18 protein-coding genes and 1 rRNA gene are annotated in these 19,312 nt (G+C 52.9%); 11 read left to right on the top strand and 8 right to left on the bottom strand.

Annotated features, from left to right (window positions below):
- Both rrf and ABIE10_RS12920 read left to right on the top strand, forming a co-directional pair.
- Positions 1 to 88 (top strand): 5S ribosomal RNA (gene rrf, locus ABIE10_RS12925); the annotation flags it as partial.
- A 453-nt stretch (positions 89 to 541) separates the two neighbouring features.
- Positions 542 to 1,840 carry an MFS transporter gene (locus tag ABIE10_RS12920; RefSeq protein WP_016154060.1) on the top strand — a complete coding sequence of 433 codons (1,299 nt, stop codon included), beginning with the start codon at positions 542 to 544 and terminating at the stop codon, positions 1,838 to 1,840.
- Here ABIE10_RS12920 and ABIE10_RS12915 read toward each other — a convergent pair.
- The 5 genes from ABIE10_RS12915 to trxC form a co-directional block, all read right to left on the bottom strand.
- On the bottom strand, positions 1,837 to 2,172 hold the full coding sequence (locus tag ABIE10_RS12915; RefSeq protein WP_175299811.1) for a YfiM family lipoprotein: 336 nt from the start codon (positions 2,170 to 2,172) through the stop codon (positions 1,837 to 1,839). The two genes, ABIE10_RS12920 and ABIE10_RS12915, sit on opposite strands and share 4 nt — an antisense overlap.
- Before the next feature lie 32 nt (positions 2,173 to 2,204).
- Positions 2,205 to 3,560, bottom strand: a complete 1,356-nt coding sequence (gene pssA / locus ABIE10_RS12910; RefSeq protein ID WP_003835350.1) for a CDP-diacylglycerol--serine O-phosphatidyltransferase — start codon at positions 3,558 to 3,560, stop codon at positions 2,205 to 2,207.
- Positions 3,561 to 3,674: 114 nt separating this feature from the next.
- Entirely contained in the window at positions 3,675 to 6,335 is a 2,661-nt protein-coding gene (locus ABIE10_RS12905; RefSeq protein WP_429155943.1) for a bifunctional acetate--CoA ligase family protein/GNAT family N-acetyltransferase, read from the bottom strand.
- Positions 6,336 to 6,371: 36 nt separating this feature from the next.
- On the bottom strand, positions 6,372 to 7,070 hold the full coding sequence (tapT, locus tag ABIE10_RS12900) for a tRNA-uridine aminocarboxypropyltransferase (RefSeq protein WP_016154057.1): 699 nt from the start codon (positions 7,068 to 7,070) through the stop codon (positions 6,372 to 6,374).
- Between the two features lie 69 nt (positions 7,071 to 7,139).
- Complete coding sequence (trxC, locus tag ABIE10_RS12895) at positions 7,140 to 7,559, bottom strand: thioredoxin TrxC (protein ID WP_200058354.1); 420 nt, start codon at positions 7,557 to 7,559, stop codon at positions 7,140 to 7,142.
- Between the two features lie 207 nt (positions 7,560 to 7,766).
- Here trxC and ABIE10_RS12890 point away from each other — a divergent pair, with 207 nt between their 5' ends.
- Entirely contained in the window at positions 7,767 to 8,846 is a 1,080-nt protein-coding gene (locus tag ABIE10_RS12890) for a tRNA/rRNA methyltransferase (protein WP_016157178.1), read from the top strand.
- Positions 8,847 to 8,879: 33 nt separating this feature from the next.
- On the opposite strand, the gene ung is transcribed toward ABIE10_RS12890, so the two are convergent.
- Positions 8,880 to 9,569: a uracil-DNA glycosylase gene (ung, locus tag ABIE10_RS12885; protein WP_016154055.1), complete on the bottom strand. Its 690-nt coding sequence runs from the start codon at positions 9,567 to 9,569 to the stop codon at positions 8,880 to 8,882.
- A gap of 317 nt (positions 9,570 to 9,886) precedes the next feature.
- On the opposite strand from ung, the gene grcA reads away from it, so the two are divergent.
- Positions 9,887 to 10,270: an autonomous glycyl radical cofactor GrcA gene (gene grcA, locus ABIE10_RS12880; RefSeq protein WP_003037563.1), complete on the top strand. Its 384-nt coding sequence runs from the start codon at positions 9,887 to 9,889 to the stop codon at positions 10,268 to 10,270.
- Between the two features lie 112 nt (positions 10,271 to 10,382).
- Here the strand turns inward: grcA and srmB are convergent, their stop codons facing one another.
- A complete protein-coding gene (gene srmB / locus ABIE10_RS12875) occupies positions 10,383 to 11,711 on the bottom strand; it encodes an ATP-dependent RNA helicase SrmB (RefSeq protein ID WP_016157176.1) in 1,329 nt (442 codons plus the stop codon).
- Between the two features lie 130 nt (positions 11,712 to 11,841).
- Between srmB and trmN the strand changes: the two genes are divergently transcribed.
- Positions 11,842 to 12,579 (top strand): tRNA(1)(Val) (adenine(37)-N(6))-methyltransferase TrmN, encoded by a 738-nt coding sequence (gene trmN / locus ABIE10_RS12870; RefSeq protein ID WP_016154053.1) that lies wholly within the window; start codon positions 11,842 to 11,844, stop codon positions 12,577 to 12,579.
- On the opposite strand, the gene nadB is transcribed toward trmN, so the two are convergent.
- A complete protein-coding gene (gene nadB / locus ABIE10_RS12865; RefSeq protein ID WP_047358259.1) occupies positions 12,564 to 14,186 on the bottom strand; it encodes an L-aspartate oxidase in 1,623 nt (540 codons plus the stop codon). The two genes, trmN and nadB, sit on opposite strands and share 16 nt — an antisense overlap.
- A gap of 263 nt (positions 14,187 to 14,449) precedes the next feature.
- Here nadB and rseD point away from each other — a divergent pair, with 263 nt between their 5' ends.
- The 6 genes from rseD to lepA all read left to right on the top strand — a co-directional run bounded on the left by rseD (position 14,450) and on the right by lepA (position 19,300).
- Positions 14,450 to 14,614: a rpoE leader peptide RseD gene (gene rseD / locus ABIE10_RS12860; protein ID WP_049259737.1), complete on the top strand. Its 165-nt coding sequence runs from the start codon at positions 14,450 to 14,452 to the stop codon at positions 14,612 to 14,614.
- Positions 14,611 to 15,186 (top strand): RNA polymerase sigma factor RpoE, encoded by a 576-nt coding sequence (rpoE, locus tag ABIE10_RS12855; protein ID WP_003037573.1) that lies wholly within the window; start codon positions 14,611 to 14,613, stop codon positions 15,184 to 15,186. Before rseD ends, rpoE begins: the two co-directional genes overlap by 4 nt.
- 31 nt (positions 15,187 to 15,217) lie before the next feature.
- Entirely contained in the window at positions 15,218 to 15,868 is a 651-nt protein-coding gene (rseA, locus tag ABIE10_RS12850) for an anti-sigma-E factor RseA (RefSeq protein ID WP_429155937.1), read from the top strand.
- On the top strand, positions 15,868 to 16,824 hold the full coding sequence (rseB, locus tag ABIE10_RS12845; RefSeq protein ID WP_016154050.1) for a sigma-E factor regulatory protein RseB: 957 nt from the start codon (positions 15,868 to 15,870) through the stop codon (positions 16,822 to 16,824). Before rseA ends, rseB begins: the two co-directional genes overlap by 1 nt.
- Positions 16,821 to 17,285: a SoxR-reducing system protein RseC gene (gene rseC, locus ABIE10_RS12840; protein WP_016157173.1), complete on the top strand. Its 465-nt coding sequence runs from the start codon at positions 16,821 to 16,823 to the stop codon at positions 17,283 to 17,285. The genes rseB and rseC overlap by 4 nt, the downstream gene beginning before the upstream one ends.
- A gap of 215 nt (positions 17,286 to 17,500) precedes the next feature.
- Positions 17,501 to 19,300 (top strand): translation elongation factor 4, encoded by a 1,800-nt coding sequence (gene lepA, locus ABIE10_RS12835; protein ID WP_003037577.1) that lies wholly within the window; start codon positions 17,501 to 17,503, stop codon positions 19,298 to 19,300.
- Positions 19,301 to 19,312: the final 12 nt, after the last annotated feature.

The following is a 19,312-nucleotide window of genomic DNA, read 5'->3' as shown; positions in this document are numbered from 1 at the left end:
CTGACCCCATGCCGAACTCAGAAGTGAAACGCCGTAGCGCCGATGGTAGTGTGGGGTCTCCCCATGCGAGAGTAGGGAACTGCCAGGCATCAAATAAAAGCGAAAGGCCCGGTCGAAAGACCGGGCCTTTCGCTTTATCTGTGGTCTGTCGGTGAGTGCTCTCCTGAGGAGGACAAATCCGCCGGGAGCGGATTTGAACGTTGCGCAGCAACGGCCCGGAGGGTGGCGGGCAGGACGCCCGCCATAAACTGCCAGGCATCAAATAAGTGAAGAAGCCCATCCTGCCGGATGGGCTTTTTTGCGTCTTCAGGGAGTGAGAACTGCCGGATGCAGCGTACCATTTTATCCAACCCATAAAAGCCCACTCTATTTCAAACCGATTTTTCTCTTTCTCGAACATATCTGAATCCTTTCTCTGCTAATGAAAACCGTGATCTTTCTCTCATAATAAATTATAACAATTATATAACATTTATTTCACCAAAAAAGATACAACCACCATTGATAAATTAATGCAATCGTTGGCAGGGGTACAATTCTAATGGCTGATAGCAGTGTAACTGAGAACGGGGCGCTGGCAGACGGCGATACTCGGCGTCGTATATGGGCGATTGTCGGAGCATCATCAGGGAATCTGGTCGAATGGTTTGATTTCTATATCTATTCTTTCTGCTCTCTCTATTTTGCTCATATCTTTTTTCCATCAGGAAACACCACCACGCAACTCTTACAAACAGCCGGAGTTTTTGCTGCAGGCTTTCTGATGCGACCGATTGGCGGCTGGCTGTTTGGTCGCATCGCGGATAAGCACGGGCGTAAAAAGTCGATGCTGCTGTCAGTTTGTATGATGTGTATGGGATCGCTGGTGATCGCTTGTCTTCCGGGATATGAAACCATCGGTACCTGGGCTCCTGCTCTATTGCTGCTGGCTAGGTTATTTCAGGGGCTGTCTGTGGGTGGTGAATACGGGACCAGCGCTACCTATATGAGTGAAGTAGCCGTTGAAGGTAAGAAAGGTTTTTATGCTTCCTTCCAGTACGTGACGTTAATCGGCGGGCAGTTACTGGCACTGCTGGTTGTGGTCATATTACAGCAAACGTTAGAAGACTCAGCGCTAAGATCGTGGGGTTGGCGTATTCCATTTGCGTTGGGCGCCGTACTGGCTATTGTTGCGTTATGGCTGCGTCGACAGTTGGATGAAACCTCGAAACAGGACGTTCGCGCGCTGAAAGAAGCTGGTTCTCTGAAAGGTCTGTGGCGTAATCGCAAAGCCTTCATCATGGTGCTTGGCTTTACCGCTGCTGGCTCGCTGTGTTTTTACACGTTCACAACCTACATGCAGAAGTACCTGGTTAATACCGCCGGTATGCATGCCAACGTAGCCAGTGGGATTATGACGGCGGCACTGTGTGTGTTTATGCTGGTGCAACCGTTGTTCGGTGCCTTGTCAGATAAAATTGGCCGACGTACTTCAATGCTGTGTTTTGGCGCGTTGGCCGCGATTTTCACCGTCCCCATTCTGACAGCGTTGCAAAGCGTGACGTCCCCGTATATGGCGTTTGCTCTGGTGATGTGTGCCTTGCTAATTGTGAGTTTCTATACGTCAATCAGCGGTATTCTGAAGGCCGAGATGTTCCCGGCACAGGTGCGCGCTCTGGGGGTTGGATTATCTTATGCTGTGGCTAATGCTCTGTTTGGTGGCTCAGCCGAATATGTTGCGTTATCCCTGAAGTCTGTCGGTATGGAAACAACATTCTTCTGGTACGTTACAGCACTGGCAATAGTCGCATTTTTGGTATCGCTGATGCTGCATGGGAAGGGGAAAGGTCTGCGCCTCTAGTGATGTGCCAGTTGCCAGACTGCATAGCCGGTAGACGCGCCTGCAACATCCCAGGCGAAGTCTTTCCAGCTCCAGCCGCTCCCAGCGGGACGGCTGTCCCATAACTCTTTTGATGCGCCCAGGCTGACAGAGAACATCAGGCCGATAGCCGCGCTGCGATCGCGGCTGTTGCCCTGATGTTGAGCATATTCGTTTCCAGCTGCGGAGAGCATAGCGGAGGCGATAAAGTGTTGAGCCTTGTCTTGTCCGCTCCAGCGGTCGTTTGCCATGTGGCTGCAGCCAGAAATGGCCAGGATATTGAAAAGAATAAACAAGCGCACCGTTGCCTCCATAGGAAAAACCCCGTCACTTGACGGGGTCTTGGTTACAGAATACGGCTAATTAGTCTGTCGATACGGATACGGCGTAGTCGACGGATGAGCTTACGCACTTTGACTGGATAGTCGGCAATGCTTTGCAGGTCGCGATAGTGCTTAACGACGGTGGTATGCGTGCGAATAAGCTCCAGCTCTTTATCGCGCTGGGGAGTCAGCTCTTGCTTCGGATCGTGGATAAGGATGGCGTTTTCCAGATCCAGACGCCAGGCGCGAGGGTTAAGGTTGTTGCCGGTGAGCAGCATCCATTTATCATCAACCCACATGCCTTTCAGATGATAGGTGTTGTCATCATCTTTCCATAAGCGCACGACCAGTTGGTCGGTATTCACGTAATATTGCAGTCTGCTCAGGAAACGGCGCAGGTTAATTTCATACAGGTAGGGCAGCGCGCCGATGATTTTAAATGGCTCATCTTCTGGAATGAAAAAGTCGTTGGCGGTTTTATCACCGACAATGATCTCGACCTTTTTGCCTTCACGCAGCAGCTGAATGATATTGCGCACCAGTATAGCGGGCAGGTTGAAATAAGGGGTACAGATTGTGAGCTTGTGCTCCGCGCAGGGCATAAGGTGGAAAATGGTCTTATTTAACAGACTGGATTTTCCAAGGCCTACCAGAGGCGTTACCGAAAGCTGTTCATTATCCGCATCACCCTGAAAATGGAATGACGCATCGCGCAGTTCCTGACGGTACAGGCGGATGTCGTTTTTAATTTCCGGGCTTTTAGGGCGATTAATATCATCAAGGCGATTAACGCCGCGACCGTTCATCAGGTTCTGCGTGACCCAATCGAACATGATATCGGCCATTTGCGCGTTGCGAATCAACTGATAACGGTCATAGCGATATTTATCATGCTGATGCAGATAAACATCATTCAGGCTGGCCCCGCTATACAGGACGCTGTCATCGATGATAAAGCCTTTAAAATGCAGGACGCCAAGCGCTTCTCGGGTGTTAATCGGAACACCGTAGACAGGAATATCAATACCTGGGTTTTCTTGTGCCATTCGGCAATACCAGTCAGCGTTGGTATTCGATGCTGCAGCACCAATACGTCCGCGCTGGGCTCGGTGCCAGTCGACAAGCACCCGGACATCCAGTTCAGGACGCTGCCGTTTTGCCGCATATAGCGCGTCGAGTATGCCTTTGCCACCGTCATCCTGTTCCAGGTACAGCGCAATAATGCAGATCCGTCGCGTCGCGCTGGCTATTTTTTCCAGCAGAGTCTCCCTGAAATTAGCGGGAGCATAAAAGAAATCTACATCATCAACTGACTGAGAAATCTTGGGTAGTTGGGCAAGGTGTTGTTGATGTTTATTACGCTTAAATTTTGACAACATCACAGTGCATTTCTTCTCTGTTCATTGAAGGGTCCTCTGTGCTATGCAGACGACATAAGCGGGTAATGATACCACCAGTACCTATTAATGTGGTCAACATTTCCAGTACCTTACTCACGATTCCTCAAATTGGGCCAGATTAAGCGTTAGCCCAACAATTCCCTCTTCGAGTTGGACGTCAACAGCGAACCCGAGTTTCCGGGCCAGGGCGACCATCCCACGATTGTTTGGCATCGTAATACCATTCAAACGTCTAAGTCCGTGATCTCGGGTATATGCAATTAATTTTTCCATCAACCGGCGACCCAGTCCAAGCCCTTTGAGATCTGAACGAACCAGCACGGCGAACTCGGCGTCAATGTTATCAGGATCCGAGATTGCTCGCGTTACGCCGAGGATCTCTTGCTGATTGTTTTTACAGCGTACCGCAACAAAGGCCATTTCCCGATCGTAGTCGATCTGCGTCATATTGGCTAAATCTTCGTGGGTAAATTCGTTGATCTCACTGAAATAGCGATAATAAAGATCTTCTTTTGTTACCTGAGAAATGAACTGCTGCAGATGAGGTTCATCCTCGGGCAAAATAGGGCGGAACAAGCAACGCTCGCCGTTCTTCAACTCCACCCATTCTTCAAGCTGATGGGGGTAGGGACGTATAGCCAGCCTGCTTTCGTTATTGCCCGTGAAAGGGGAAATGTCCAGCGTGACATCCAGCGCGGTAAATTCACCGGCGGAGGCCAACAGCGGATGAATATCCAGACGCTGAATTTCCGGACAATCGACGATCAGATTGGAGACCTGCACCAGAAGCTGACTTAACCCGGCGATATCCAATGGGCGTAATGCGCTGCGAGCGCGGATCTTTTTATTTTTGATCCCCTGGATCACCAGATAACGCGCCAGATTCATGTTCAATGGCGGCAACGCCACCACGGCCTGCTCTTCTGGTCGCCACTCAACTCCGCCTTCACCAAGCATAATCAACGGGCCAAATACCGGGTCATGTTCAACGACGACGCGCAGCTCCTGAGCGCCAGCGCGATTCGCCATACTTTGTACTAATAAACCGTGAATGCGCGCCTGCGGCCAGGCCATTTTTACCCGATCAAAAATCGCATTGGCTGCCTGCTGCACCTCTGTTGCTGTCCGCAGGTAGAGCATTACCCCCTGAACTTCTGATTTATGCGGGATATCAGGAGAACGCAGCTTTAGCGCCACCGGGTAACCGATTTGCTCCGCGATGTGTACGGCTTCAGCGCTGTCGCTGGCGATCCACGTCGGCAGCGTGTGTAAGCCATAGGCTTGTAAAATCGGCTGCACTTCATGGGTATCCAGCGACGTTGCTCCTTCAGCAATCGCCTGCTGTAACAGATTATGCGCCTCGGCGGTATTGGTGGTCAGGTAGTCGGGCAGCGCAGGGGTTTCCCGCAGTTGCTTCTGGTTACGCCGGTACTCCACCATATGCATAAACGCGGTGATGGTGCCTTCTGGCGTGCGGTAGGTAGGTAATCCGGCTTCGCTAAACAGTCTACGGGCTTCCTGGGAGGAAAACTCTCCGCACCAGTTGGTCAGCAACGAGACGAACTTACCGCGGGGATGACGTTTTACCGCTTCGATTAACGCTTGTGCGCTTTCTGTTCCCGGGGCGGCTGCGCTGGGTGAGTGAATCACCATCAGTGCGTCGAAATCCTGGCTGGCGAGCAAGATATCCAGCGTCTTAACGTAGTGTTCGCTGCTGGCGTCGTCACGCAGATCCAGCGGGTTGGCGATATCAATATGTTCAGGTAACGCATCGCGTAATTTCTGGCAGGTATCTTCACTCAGTGTCGCCAACTTGCCATTTTTTGACCACAGCTCATCTAATGCCAGTGCGGCAGGCGCGGCCCCATTGCTGATGATCATCAGCCTGTCGCCGCGCAGTGGACGCATGTGGCTCAGGGTTTCTACCGCAGAGAACAGCTCGTGAGTGTCTTGTACGCGTAATAAACCGGCGCGCTGGATAGCCGCGTCCCACGCTGGGTCCATCCCTGCGCTGGTATGCAATAAACGCTGCGCCGCCGGGCTGCGACCGCTCTTAATCACCAGAATGGGTTTATTGCGCGAGGCGCTACGGGCGGCGGAGACAAAGCGCCGGGCATCACTTAAATGTTCGAGATACAGTAATATCGCGCTGGTTTTACTGTCGCGCGCCAGGTAATCCAGCAGTTCATCAACGTCGATATCCAGGCTGTCGCCCAGCGCGATAAACCAGGAAAAACCCATGTCACGCTGCTGCGCCCAGTCCAGAATGGTGTTGGAAATCGCCGCTGACTGGGAAATAAATGCCAACTTACCGCGCTTGATGGGGACGGGGGAAAAGCTGGCGTTAAGCCCCTGCCAGGGCGCGAGAAGTCCCAGGCTGTTGGGGCCTAGCAGACGTATGTTGTAGCGTGCGGCGCAGGCCAACAATTCCAGGTGCTGCGATGCGGGAGCTGAAAGAATAATGCAGGTTTTACAGCCTTTCTCGCCAAGCGCTTCGAGTAATGCCAGGTTACGGCTGGCATTGGTGCACAACACGGCAAGGTCTGGGCTAAAAGGCAGGCTGTTGATATTGGGCCAGGCCAGGACGCCCAACACCGCTTTCCATGCTGGCGTCACTGGTAAAACAGGTCCATTGAAACCGCCGGCAAGCAGGTTACGCATCATCAGGTAACCTGCGCGATTAGGCTTCATTGACGCCCCAATCACCGCAATGGATTTCGGTCGCAGAAGTGCTTCCAGACCACGCTGACTCATATCGGCTTCCTTAATGACACCAGTGACCGAATGATTTTAAACGCTTTCTGGCGAGTCTGCTGTGACGCTTCCCTGATGTTGAGTTTTTCCTGCCAGGTAGCGGGTTTTAAAGCGAGTGAAATGTTCGCTCAACCCCTCCGCGGCTTGCGTATCGCCCGCCAGATCCAACAACGCAATGGCCACTTCGGCAGTACAGTATTGCCCTTCGGCGTGAATGCCACGCAGGTGGTAAGCGGAAAGTCGCGATAAATCAACGGAGATCACCGGCAGGTTATCAAGGTACGGGCTTTTGCGGAACATTTTACGCGCTTCAGGCCAGGTACCATCAAGCATGATAAACAACGGCGGTTTACCGGCTGGTGGCGCGAAAATCACTTCACGCTCTTCGCCCGCATAGGATGCCGGGAATACAACCATCGGCTGATAATCCGGATTTTTCACCAGTTCGAGCAGCGCCTGTGGCGGTTCGGTGCGTGACCACTGAAAAGCCGTGGTATCGGGCAAAATATCGGCAATCAAACGTCCCGTGTTGCTGGGCTTCATCGGCTCGGTATCAAACATCACCAGACAAAAGCGGCTTTTGGCCTCAGACGGCACCAGCGTTGCACACAAGCAGAGCTTCAGCGGCAGCAGGCAGCGCTGACAGCGGCGAATGCGATTACCTCGGGCAAGGAAAGGGCGCGTGGCGCGCGCGAGGCGCTCAGCGCGTAACTGAAGAACAGCGTTATCGGTCATGGGAGAACACGTTGAAAAACGCTATTGTCGCAGAGGTGAAAACGGGGCACAAGATGCGCCCCGTAGAGATTATAATGATTCGTTAAGCCAGCTATCAAACGGGGCTTTAGGTACGGCGCCATTAAGCATGTCGACGATTTCACCTTTTCTGAAGATCATAATGGTCGGGATGCTGCGGATACCGAAACGGGCGCTGAGTTCTCGCTCGGCTTCTGTATTCACTTTAACAAAACGCACTTTACCGCTACGCTCTTCCGCGACATCTTCAAAAATCGGGGCGAAGTTACGGCATGGACCACACCAGGGGGCCCAAAAATCAACCACCACCGGGAGATCGTCTTTTAACAGTTTATCCAGTGTTTCACCGGTCGCATTGATCACCTTCCCATCAAACAGGTCGTGACCACAGCGTCCGCATTTAGCCGCTTCCTGGACACGATCGTCGGGGATGCGGTTGATAGCCTGGCAGCTGGTACAAACGGTATTCATAACTAACCTCTGGATGAGTGGAGTGGACTTCACGGCAGTAACGCCAGTATGTTTCTATTATGTTACATATTATCGGGGAGTCTGTTCTAAACAACAATGCGTTTTATTCAATGAGTACAATAGTCCTTAGCTTTTAAATGAAATAATGGCTAACGACGTGCACATCGGGTAATCTTCGCGCTTCGCGCAGAGCAGGTGGAGAAAAACATGAGCGACGAACTGAAGAATAAAAACGGCAAGGTCAAAGTGATGTACGTCCGCAGTGACGATGACTCGGACAAACGCACCCAAAATCCACGTACTGGTAAAGGCGGCGGTCGCCCCGGTACTTCCCGAGCCGAAGGCGGTCGTCGCCCTGCCCGTGATGACAGAAAGGGTCCGAACAGCGAACGTGGTCGTGAACGTGGTCGTGGCCGCGATGTAGAACGCGATCGTGGACGTGAAGATTCACCATGGCGTACCGTGTCCCGCGCACCGAATGATGATGCAGCAGACAAAGCCGATCACGGTGGTATCAGCGGCAAAAGCTTTATCGATCCTGAAGTATTACGTCGTCAGCGCGCGGAAGAAACCCGCGTTTACGGTGAGAATGCCTGTCAGGCTCTGTTCCAGAGTCGTCCGGACGCTATTGTTCGCGCCTGGTTTGTTCAGAGCGTAACCCCGCGCTTTAAAGAAGCATTACGCTGGATGGCGGCGAACCGCAAAGCCTACCACGTGGTTGACGAAGCCGAGCTGGCGAAAGCCTCCGGCACTGAACACCATGGCGGCGTCTGTTTCCTGATCAAAAAACGTAACGGTACCACTGTTAAGCAGTGGGTTGGTCAGGCCGGGGCGCAGGATTGCGTGCTGGCCCTGGAAGACATTGCTAACCCGCACAACCTGGGCGGCATGATGCGTAGCTGCGCGCACTTCGGTGTGAAAGGCGTAGTGGTACAGGATGCGGCGCTGTTGGAATCAGGTGCGGCTATCCGCACCGCTGAAGGCGGAGCTGAGCACGTTCAGCCGATCACCGGTGACAGTATTGTCGATGTGCTGGACGACTTCCGTAAAGCGGGTTACACGGTAGTGATGACCTCAAGCGTGAAAGGCAAGCCGCTGTTTACTACCACGTTGCCGGAAAAAATGGTGCTGGTATTAGGGCGTGAGCGTGAGGCTCTGCCAGAAGCAGCATGCTCAGCCGACGACCTGTGCGTGGCGATAGACGGTACGGGGAACGTAGAAACGCTCAACGTTTCTGTCGCGACCGGCGTGCTGCTCGCGGAGTGGTGGCGTCAGAACAAAGCCTGATAATAAAAATGCCAGCGATTCGCTGGCATTTTTTTACTCGCTTTCTGCGGGTAATACCGGCGTCCAGTCAATCGGCTTTTCACCTCGCTGTTCCAGCCACTCATTAGCCAGTACAAAATGATTGCAGCCAAAGAAACCGCGATGCGCAGAGAGCGGTGATGGGTGCGGCGCTTTCAATACATGGTGACGCTGCGCATCAATAATCGCACCTTTCTTTTGTGCGTGTGAACCCCAGAGCAGGAATACCACGCCTTCCCGATGTTGGTTAATCAGGCTGATGACTTTATCGGTAAATGTTTCCCATCCCAGACTGGCGTGCGAATGTGCCTGCCCGGCGCGGACAGTAAGCACGGTGTTGAGTAACAGCACACCCTGGCGTGCCCAGCTTTCCAGATATCCGTGCGTTGGGCGTGTGAAGCCAGGAATCGTTGCTTCCAGCTCTTTGTACATGTTCAGCAACGAGGGCGGGGTGGCAATACCGGGGCGGACAGAAAACGCGAGACCGTGTGCCTGGCCCGGACCGTGGTAAGGATCCTGACCCAGGATGACGACTTTCACGTCGCCAAGTTCGGTAAAGCGAAAAGCGTTGAATACATCTTTTTGTGGCGGATAAATTGTCATACCCGACTGACGCTCGCCCGCCACAGTATGCAGCGTGTTAACAAAATAAGGCTGCTGTTTCTCTTCTGCCAGCACATCGTGCCAGGTTAATTCGGTGGCCATCTCGCTCTCCTGCGAATTTTCAATCCCCCTAGCTTAACTGCTTCTTTCGACGTCGCAAAATTCTGTACGTTTCTCAAGGGTCTACCCCTTAAAGATAGTTGAAAATCTATGTAAAAAGTTTAGCTGCGCATGTGGCGTAAGTTGATGTAAAACAATAAAATCCACCTATCACCACTTTTCATGTGTGGTTTTTATTGATTTAAATCAAAGATTCAAGGGTGTGTGAGGGGTATATATACACTCAAGCAACAATGGTTTTACCAATTGGCCGGATGACGGCCAACCGAGATCAAATAATTTTGCCGGGGAGGCATCAAATGATTACAGGTATCCAGATTACTAAAGCTGCAAATGACGACCTGCTGAACTCTTTCTGGCTGCTGGACAGCGAAAAAGGCGAAGCACGCTGCATCGTTGCGAAAGCAGGTTTCAATGCTGATGAAGTCGTTGCTGTCAGCAAACTGGGTGAAATCGAATACCGTGAAGTACCGGTAGACGTACAGCCGGAAGTCCGTGTGGAAGGTGGTCAGCACCTGAACGTGAACGTTCTGCGCCGCGAAACTCTGGAAGATGCGGTTAAACATCCGGAAAAATATCCGCAGCTGACCATCCGTGTTTCTGGTTATGCCGTGCGTTTCAACTCTCTGACGCCAGAACAGCAGCGCGACGTTATTGCTCGTACCTTTACTGAGAGCCTGTAAGGCTCACGGGGAATAACCCCGTCTGGCAGAGAATCTGAAAGCGGAAGATGCCAACGTATCTTCCGCTTTTCTGTGCACAAAAAATGCCGGGCTAAACGGCCCGGCATTCGGTTTACTCTTTGTCGGACTGCTGGGTAGCAGCTCCGCTTGGCTTACGGCGTTTGCCGACATTTTTGGCGTCGCGGTGACGTTTTTTCACCCGCGGTTTCTCTTTCTCTTTCGCTTTTTGCTCGGCGCGCTTCGCCAGCACTTTCTTGGATGGCTTACCGTTAGATTTCTCACTTGGCGCGCGCGTGGTTGGACGCAGTTCGTCGATGACGCGTGCTTTCAGTGGCTCGTCAATGTAGCGGCTCGCTTTGCCGAGCAGCAGATGGTCGTGGGCTTCAACCAAAGAGATCGCAGTACCTTTACGGCCTGCACGACCGGTACGCCCAATGCGGTGCAGATAGGCATCGCCACTGCGCGGCATGTCGAAGTTAAACACGTGGCTGACGTCAGGAATATCGATCCCACGAGCGGCAACGTCGGTTGCTACCAGCACGTTCACACGACCATCGGTCAGGCGTTTGATCGCTTCATTACGTTTGTTCTGCACCATCTCGCCTTCGAGATAGCAGTTATTAATGCCCGCCTGGCGCAGCCAGCCTGCCAGCTCGTGCACACGCTCGCGTTTACGTACGAAGACAATCGAGCGGGTCGCTTCCGGTTGTTTTAACAAATGGATCAGCAGGGCCGTTTTGTGCTCGATGTCATCGGCACGGTAGTAAAACTGATGAATCTTCTTGCGTTCGCGGGTAGACGGATCCGCCGAAACTTCGACCGGATCCTCCAGCAGACGCTCAGCAAAATCTTTGATCGCATCGCCTTCCAGCGTGGCGGAGAACAGCATAGTTTGCTTACGCCAGCGGGTTTCTCCAGCGATATGCTCGATGTCCTGGGCAAAGCCCATGTCCAACATGCGGTCTGCTTCATCGAGGATTAGTGTCTCAACCGCATGGCAGTCGAAGTTTTCTTCTTTAATGTACTGCAGCAGACGACCGGTAGTGGCGACCACGATGTCCTGGTTTTCGCTAAAGACTTCCATGTGGTTCATGTAAGCCACGCCGCCGGTAATCGTGGCGATATCCAGATGCGTATTCTTCGCCAGTTCACGGGCGTGTTCGGCAACCTGCATCGCCAGTTCGCGCGTCGGGGTCAAAATCAAAATGCGCGGCGGGCCAGATTTCTTGCGCGGGAAGTCGAGCAGGTGCTGCAACGCTGGCAGCAAATATGCCGCCGTTTTACCGGTGCCTGTCGGCGCAGAACCGAGTACATCACGGCCATCGAGCGCAGGCGGAATGGCGGCAGCCTGAATGGCGGTCGGGCGAGTGAAACCTTTTTCCTGGAGGGCATCCAGAAGGCTTTCATCGAGTTCAAGTTCGGAAAAAGTCGTTACAGTCATGTTCTACCTCTGAGTGGGGCGCTGATTATAGACGTTACGGCTGCAATCTTCATCTGTTTGTATGGATATACCTTCTCAGGTATTGTTTTTATCCTATGTTATCGTTTTTTTTCCAGGAAGGTTGTTCTTCATGCCCCAGTCTACATCCGTACTTAGACGTAATGGATTTACTTTTAAGCAGTTTTTTGTGGCACACGATCGTTGTGCAATGAAAGTCGGAACGGACGGCATTTTATTGGGGGCCTGGGCCCCTGTTGCTGGCGTAAAGCGGATCCTGGATATTGGTACCGGGAGCGGCCTGTTGGCGCTGATGCTGGCCCAGCGCACAGATGAAAACGTCATCATTGACGCCGTGGAGCTTGATGTTGATGCCGCGCAGCAGGCGCAGGAGAACATCGCGCAATCTCCGTGGATGCATCGCGTGAACGTTCATACCGAAGATGTGCAGCAGTGGGTACCGCGCCAGACCGTGCGCTTTGATTTGATCATCAGCAACCCTCCCTATTATGAACAGGGAGTGGAATGTGCCACGCCGCAGCGCGAGCAGGCTCGCTACACCACCACGCTCGATCATCAAGTATTGCTGACGCTGGCGGCAGACAGCATTACGGAAGAAGGTTTTTTTTGTGTGGTGTTGCCCGAACAGATTGGTAACGCCTTTTCCCAGCAGGCACTGGGCATGGGCTGGCATCTGCGATTGCGCACGGATGTAGCAGAAACCGAGGCCCGACTACCGAATCGGGTACTGCTGGCATTCTCCCCGCAGGCCGGGGAGTGCTTTAGTGACAGGCTGGTGATCCGTGGGCCAGACCAACGTTACTCTGAAGGTTACACGGCGCTGACCCAGGCGTTTTATCTGTTCATGTGATGACTTAGCGGCGAGAGAATGGACGGGCCCGCCTCTGGAAGCTGTTCTGGATAATCCAGCGTATAGTGCAGGCCCCGACTCTCTTTACGCATCATCGCGCAGCGGACAATCAGCTCAGCAACCTGCACCAGATTGCGCAGTTCCAGCAAGTTGTTCGACACGCGGAAATGAGCGTAATACTCGTCGATTTCCTGTTGCAACATGGTGATACGGCGCAGGGCGCGCTCCAGACGTTTAGTTGTGCGCACGATACCGACGTAATCCCACATAAATAGCCGCAGCTCATGCCAGTTATGCTGAATCACAACCAGTTCATCCGGGTTTTCTACCCGGCTTTCATCCCAATCCGGGAGGGTGCTGACGCTGCGAGCATAAGGCATTCGCCTGTCGATATCTTCAGCCGCGGACCAGCCGTAAACCAGGCACTCCAGTAATGAGTTTGACGCCATCCGGTTGGCTCCATGCAGGCCGGTGTAACTCACTTCGCCGATCGCATACAGCCCGTCGACATCCGTACGGCCAAAGTCATCCACCATCACGCCGCCGCAGGTATAGTGCGCGGCAGGAACGATGGGAACCGGCTCTTTGGTCAAATCGATGCCCAGTCCCAGCAATTTTTCATAAATCATCGGGAAATGCTGACGAACAAATTCTTCCGGTTTATGGCTGATGTCGAGAAACATGCAGTCAGCGCCCAGGCGCTTCATTTCGTGGTCAATGGCGCGGGCAACAATATCGCGGGGAGCCAGTTCGCCACGCTCGTCAAAATCGGGCATAAAGCGCGAACCGTCCGGGCGCTTCAGATGTGCGCCTTCGCCACGCAGCGCCTCGGTTAGCAGAAAGTTGCGCGCCTGCGGATGATACAGCGCTGTCGGGTGAAACTGGTTAAATTCCAGGTTGGCGACACGGCATCCCGCACGCCAGGCCATCGCAATCCCGTCACCCGAGGAAATATCTGGATTGGTGGTGTATTGGTACACCTTTGACGCGCCGCCGGTGGCCAACACTACTGACTTGGCATGGCAGGTTTCTACGGCTTCTTTATTACGGTTCCAGATCCAGGCTCCGACAACCCGACGCGTTCCCGGCAGACCGATTTTATCGGAGACAATCAGATCGACGGCATTACTGCGCTCAAGAACCCGTATGTTGGGGTGATTTTGTGCCTGGCTGACGAGGGTGGTTTCGACTTCTTTACCGGTGGCATCCGCAGAGTGCAGAATGCGTCGATGGCTATGACCACCTTCACGGGTCAGGTGATAGCTCTCCTCACCGTTGGGCTGAACCTGCGTATCAAATAAGACGCCCTGATCGATAAGCCACTGAACGCAGGTGCGGGCATTGCTGGCGACAAATTCAACCGCATGGCGATCGCACAGGCCGGCCCCGGCAATCAGAGTATCTTCAACGTGGGAGTCGATGCTGTCGGTTTCATCAAACACCGCGGCAATACCGCCCTGGGCATAAAATGTCGAACCTTCGCTGACCGGACCTTTGCTCAGGACAATAACCTGATGTTTTTCGGCCAGGCGCAGCGCCAGTGAGAGTCCGGCAGCCCCGCTGCCAATGATCAGCACGTCACAGGATAATTCAGGAGTCGTATTCATGATTTTTGTTTAATTTACTAAACAGTGTTTGGTCACCATAGCACCACATTGCGCGATACTGCACGTTTTATTTTTAAATGTGTTGCAGTGACTAAACATGAAAAAAAAGCATGACGAGGACGAAATGAGCAAAAATATTTTGTGAAGCAGGCCGTTAGCACCAGATTATGTGATGAAATAAAGTGGCCGTTGGGTTACTCTGCAAGCGGTGAAATGGGCATTTCTAAACAGATAGTGCGTCGATCGGATTATGTAGACTTATAATGAGAGATAAGACCTGTCTACAACATGACAAACAAAAAACAATGCGTAACGGAACTTTACGAAACTTGAGCACTCTAAGCATTTGCTTGCTCATAGTGAAGCTGATGGAGTGGCGTTTCGAAGGCGCGTGGAAATTTGGTTTGGGGAGACTTTACCTCGGATGAGCGAGCAGTTAACGGACCAGGTCCTGGTAGAACGGGTCCAGAAGGGAGATCAGAAAGCCTTTAACCTACTGGTAGTGCGCTATCAGCATAAGGTGGCGAGTCTGGTTTCTCGCTATGTACCATCGGGCGATGTACCCGATGTTGTACAAGAAGCATTTATCAAGGCCTATCGTGCGCTGGACTCGTTCCGGGGAGATAGTGCTTTTTATACCTGGCTGTATCGTATTGCAGTCAATACAGCGAAGAATTACCTGGTCGCTCAGGGGCGTCGTCCACCTTCCAGTGATATTGATGCGATTGAAGCAGAAAATTACGAAAGTGGCGGTGCGCTGAAAGAAATTTCGAACCCTGAGAACTTAATGTTGTCAGAAGAACTGAGACAGATAGTTTTCCGGACTATTGAGTCCCTCCCGGAAGATTTACGCATGGCAATAACCTTGCGGGAGCTGGATGGCCTGAGCTATGAAGAGATAGCCGCTATCATGGATTGTCCGGTAGGTACGGTGCGTTCACGTATCTTCCGAGCGAGGGAAGCTATTGATAATAAAGTTCAACCGCTTATCAGGCGTTGACGATAGCGGGATACTGGAAAAGGTATTAGGCATGCAGAAAGAAAAACTTTCCGCTTTAATGGATGGCGAAACGCTGGATACTGAGTTACTCAAAGAGCTGACTCAGGACCCGGAAATGCAAAAAACCTGGGAGAGTTATCACCTGATTCGCGATTCTATGCGAGGTGATAACGCCGACGTTCTCCATTTCGATATTTCCGCCCGCGTAATGGCTGCCATCCAGGATGAGCCAGTACGTCAGACGGTGCCATTGATTCCTGAGGCCCAGCCAGCACCGCACCAGTGGCAGAAAATGCCATTCTGGAAGAAAATGCGTCCGTGGGCCGCGCAGCTTACCCAAATGGGTGTGGCCGCGTGTGTATCACTTGCAGTTATTGTTGGCGTCCAGCACTATAATGGGCAATCTGAAACGTCCCAGCAGCCCGAAACGCCGGTATTTAATACATTACCGATGATGGGTAAAGCCAGTCCGGTAAGCCTGGGTGTACCCTCTGATGCGACGGCCAGCGGCGGTCAGCAACAGCAGGTACAGGAGCAGCGTCGTCGTATTAATGCCATGTTGCAGGACTACGAACTGCAACGTCGACTGCACTCTGAACAGCTTCAGTTTGAGCAGGCCCAAACACAGCAAGCCGCTGTGCAGGTGCCAGGAATTCAAACTTTAGGAACGCAATCGCAGTAATGAAGCAACTTTGGTTTGCCATGTCACTTGTGGCTGGTAGCCTGTTTTTCTCTGTAAACGCCTCGGCCAATCCTGCGTCCGGGGCGTTGTTGCAGCAGATGAATCTGGCCAGCCAGTCGCTAACCTATGAGCTGTCATTTGTCAGCATCAATAAGCAGGGTGTTGAATCCCTACGTTATCGCCATGCTCGCCTGGATAACCGTCCGCTAGCGCAACTGTTGCAAATGGATGGACCGCGCCGGGAAGTGGTGCAGCGTGGCAATGAAATCAGCTATTTTGAGCCTGGTCTCGAACCGTTCACGCTGAACGGCGACTATATCGTTGACTCTCTGCCCTCTCTGATTTACACCGACTTCAAACGTCTTGCTCCCTACTATGACTTTATCTCAGTAGGTCGCACCCGCATTGCCGATCGGCTCTGTGAAGTGATCCGCGTAGTCGCCCGTGACGGTACGCGTTACAGCTATATCGTCTGGATGGACACGGAGACTAAGCTGCCGATGCGCGTCGATCTTCTCGACCGTGATGGTGAGACGCTGGAACAGTTCCGTGTTATCGCCTTTACCGTAAACAACGGCGTTAGCGATAGCATGCAGGCGCTGGCGAAAGCCAATCTACCGCCGTTGCTGTCAGTTCCTGCGGGCGAGAAAACCAACTTCAACTGGAGTCCGTCGTGGTTGCCGCAAGGCTTCAGCGAAGTTTCCAGCAGTCGACGTCCGCTGCCGACGATGGATAACATGCCGATCGAATCGCGCCTATATTCTGATGGCCTGTTCAGTTTCTCCGTGAACGTAAACCGTGCGATGCAAAACAGCGCCGATCAGCTGTTGCGAACCGGGCGTAGAACGGTTAGCACCAGCGTGCGTGATAACGCGGAAATTACGATTGTGGGCGAGCTTCCACCGCAAACGGCGAAGCGTATCGCGGACAATATTAAGTTCAGGGCTGCACAATGATTAAAGAGTGGGCGACAGTCGTCTCCTGGCAAAATGGTCTGGCGACGGTCAGCTGTGATGTTAAAGCATCATGTAGCAGCTGTGCTTCGCGGGCCGGATGCGGGAGCCGCGTGCTGAACAAACTTGGGCCGCAGACCACGCATACCATCGTGGTGCCCAGCGACGAACCCTTAGCGCCCGGTCAAAAAGTTGAACTGGGTATTGCCGAGGGTAGCCTGCTGGGTTCAGCGATGTTGGTCTACATGTCTCCGTTGGCGGGGCTCTTTCTCTTCGCAGCGCTATTCCAGGTGCTGTTTGGTTCCGACCTTGCGGCATTAAGCGGAGCCGTGCTGGGGGGCGTGGGCGGATTCCTGATTGCCCGTGGATACTCTCGTAAGCTTGCTGAGCGCGAAGCCTGGCAGCCGGTCATTCTGAACGTTGCTCTTCCACCCGATCTCATTCGCGTCGAAACCCAACAGTGATAGCTTTGCCTGATGGCGCTTGTGTCGCCATCCGGCAAAAGTTTCACCGACTTTGCAAAGTTGTTTCCAGTTCCCGCTATCCTTGCTCTATGAACATTTCCTCGCCTCAGCGTTGTAGTGTAGAATGCGGCGTTTCACTTAAACAGACGTTAAGCTCAGATCAGCGACTTCTCAGAGCCTGCTCAGGCGGGCGTAAGGCACAATAATTACACTATATGAAGAACATACGTAACTTTTCAATCATAGCTCACATCGACCACGGTAAATCGACGCTGTCTGACCGTATTATCCAGATCTGCGGTGGCCTGTCTGACCGTGAAATGGAAGCGCAGGTTCTCGACTCGATGGATCTTGAGCGTGAGCGCGGTATTACTATCAAAGCGCAGAGCGTGACGCTCGATTTCAAAGCATCTGATGGTGAAACCTATCAGCTTAACTTTATCGACACCCCGGGCCACGTTGACTTCTCGTATGAAGTTTCCCGCTCGCTTGCCGCCTGTGAAGGCGCATTGCTGGTGGTTGATGCCGGACAGGGCGTCGAAGCACAAACCCTGGCTAACTGCTATACCGCCATGGAAATGGATCTGGAAGTGGTGCCGGTACTGAACAAAATTGACCTGCCAGCCGCCGATCCTGAGCGTGTGGCGGAAGAGATCGAAGATATCGTCGGTATCGATGCGACGGATGCCGTTCGCTGCTCGGCGAAAACCGGCGTTGGCGTCACTGACGTTCTTGAACGTCTGGTGCGCGACATCCCGCCGCCTGAAGGCGACCCGGAAGGTCCGTTACAGGCGCTGATCATCGACTCCTGGTTCGATAACTACCTGGGCGTCGTATCTCTGGTGCGTATTAAAAACGGCACCATGCGTAAAGGCGACAAAATTAAAGTGATGAGCACCGGTCAGGTCTATAACGCTGACCGTCTGGGTATCTTCACGCCAAAACAGGTTGACCGTACCGAGCTGAAATGCGGCGAGGTGGGTTGGTTGGTTTGTGCGATTAAAGACATCCTGGGCGCACCGGTTGGCGATACCCTGACGCAGGCGCGTAACCCGGCGGACAAGCCGCTGCCAGGCTTTAAAAAAGTGAAGCCGCAGGTTTACGCCGGTCTGTTCCCGGTGAGCTCTGACGACTACGAAAACTTCCGTGACGCGCTCGGCAAGCTGAGCCTCAACGACGCCTCCCTGTTCTATGAACCGGAAAGCTCAACCGCGCTGGGCTTCGGCTTCCGCTGTGGCTTCCTCGGTCTGCTGCACATGGAGATCATTCAGGAACGTCTGGAACGTGAATACGATCTGGATCTGATCACTACCGCGCCGACCGTAGTCTACGAAGTCGAAACCACGGCGAAAGAGACGATCTACGTCGATAGCCCGTCCAAGCTGCCGCCGTTGAACAACATTTACGAACTGCGTGAGCCGATTGCTGAGTGTCATATGCTGCTGCCGCAGGCTTACCTCGGTAACGTCATCACGCTGTGTATCGAGAAGCGCGGCGTACAGACCAACATGGTTTACCACGGTAACCAGGTGGCGCTGACCTATGAAATTCCGATGGCGGAAGTGGTACTCGACTTCTTCGACCGTCTGAAGTCAACTTCTCGCGGCTATGCGTCGCTGGACTATAACTTCAAACGTTTCCAGGCGTCTGACATGGTGCGCGTTGATGTTCTCATCAACAACGAACGTGTCGATGCGCTGGCGCTGATTACCCACCGCGACAACTCCCAGAGCCGTGGTCGTGAACTGGTCGAGAAGATGAAAGATCTGATCCCTCGCCAGCAGTTTGACATCGCGATCCAGGCGGCCATTGGTACGCACATCATCGCGCGTTCAACGGTTAAGCAGCTGCGTAAAAACGTTCTGGCGAAATGCTACGGTGGCGATATCAGCCGTAAGAAAAAGCTGCTGCAAAAACAGAAAGAGGGTAAAAAGCGCATGAAGCAGATCGGTAACGTCGAACTGCCACAGGAAGCCTTCCTCGCCATTCTGCATGTCGGTAAAGACAGCAAATAATCTTAAGGAGTT

This window comes from Citrobacter sp. 506, from assembly GCF_050434985.1.
GTDB classification, from domain to species: Bacteria; Pseudomonadota; Gammaproteobacteria; order Enterobacterales; family Enterobacteriaceae; genus Citrobacter; species Citrobacter braakii.
Note: the sequence above shows the minus strand (reverse complement) of the source record. Positions and strands in the feature narration are given on the sequence as shown.

What these genes read in the sequence shown, in the direction of transcription:
- ABIE10_RS12920 (WP_016154060.1), top strand. Translation starts at nt 542, where the DNA reads ATGGCTGATAGCAGTGTAACTGAGAACGGGGCGCTGGCAGACGGCGAT.
- ABIE10_RS12915 (WP_175299811.1), bottom strand. Translation starts at nt 2,172, where the DNA reads ATGGAGGCAACGGTGCGCTTGTTTATTCTTTTCAATATCCTGGCCATT.
- pssA (WP_003835350.1), bottom strand. Translation starts at nt 3,560, where the DNA reads ATGTTGTCAAAATTTAAGCGTAATAAACATCAACAACACCTTGCCCAA.
- ABIE10_RS12905 (WP_429155943.1), bottom strand. Translation starts at nt 6,335, where the DNA reads ATGAGTCAGCGTGGTCTGGAAGCACTTCTGCGACCGAAATCCATTGCG.
- tapT (WP_016154057.1), bottom strand. Translation starts at nt 7,070, where the DNA reads ATGACCGATAACGCTGTTCTTCAGTTACGCGCTGAGCGCCTCGCGCGC.
- trxC (WP_200058354.1), bottom strand. Translation starts at nt 7,559, where the DNA reads ATGAATACCGTTTGTACCAGCTGCCAGGCTATCAACCGCATCCCCGAC.
- ABIE10_RS12890 (WP_016157178.1), top strand. Translation starts at nt 7,767, where the DNA reads ATGAGCGACGAACTGAAGAATAAAAACGGCAAGGTCAAAGTGATGTAC.
- ung (WP_016154055.1), bottom strand. Translation starts at nt 9,569, where the DNA reads ATGGCCACCGAATTAACCTGGCACGATGTGCTGGCAGAAGAGAAACAG.
- grcA (WP_003037563.1), top strand. Translation starts at nt 9,887, where the DNA reads ATGATTACAGGTATCCAGATTACTAAAGCTGCAAATGACGACCTGCTG.
- srmB (WP_016157176.1), bottom strand. Translation starts at nt 11,711, where the DNA reads ATGACTGTAACGACTTTTTCCGAACTTGAACTCGATGAAAGCCTTCTG.
- trmN (WP_016154053.1), top strand. Translation starts at nt 11,842, where the DNA reads ATGCCCCAGTCTACATCCGTACTTAGACGTAATGGATTTACTTTTAAG.
- nadB (WP_047358259.1), bottom strand. Translation starts at nt 14,186, where the DNA reads ATGAATACGACTCCTGAATTATCCTGTGACGTGCTGATCATTGGCAGC.
- rseD (WP_049259737.1), top strand. Translation starts at nt 14,450, where the DNA reads ATGAGAGATAAGACCTGTCTACAACATGACAAACAAAAAACAATGCGT.
- rpoE (WP_003037573.1), top strand. Translation starts at nt 14,611, where the DNA reads ATGAGCGAGCAGTTAACGGACCAGGTCCTGGTAGAACGGGTCCAGAAG.
- rseA (WP_429155937.1), top strand. Translation starts at nt 15,218, where the DNA reads ATGCAGAAAGAAAAACTTTCCGCTTTAATGGATGGCGAAACGCTGGAT.
- rseB (WP_016154050.1), top strand. Translation starts at nt 15,868, where the DNA reads ATGAAGCAACTTTGGTTTGCCATGTCACTTGTGGCTGGTAGCCTGTTT.
- rseC (WP_016157173.1), top strand. Translation starts at nt 16,821, where the DNA reads ATGATTAAAGAGTGGGCGACAGTCGTCTCCTGGCAAAATGGTCTGGCG.
- lepA (WP_003037577.1), top strand. Translation starts at nt 17,501, where the DNA reads ATGAAGAACATACGTAACTTTTCAATCATAGCTCACATCGACCACGGT.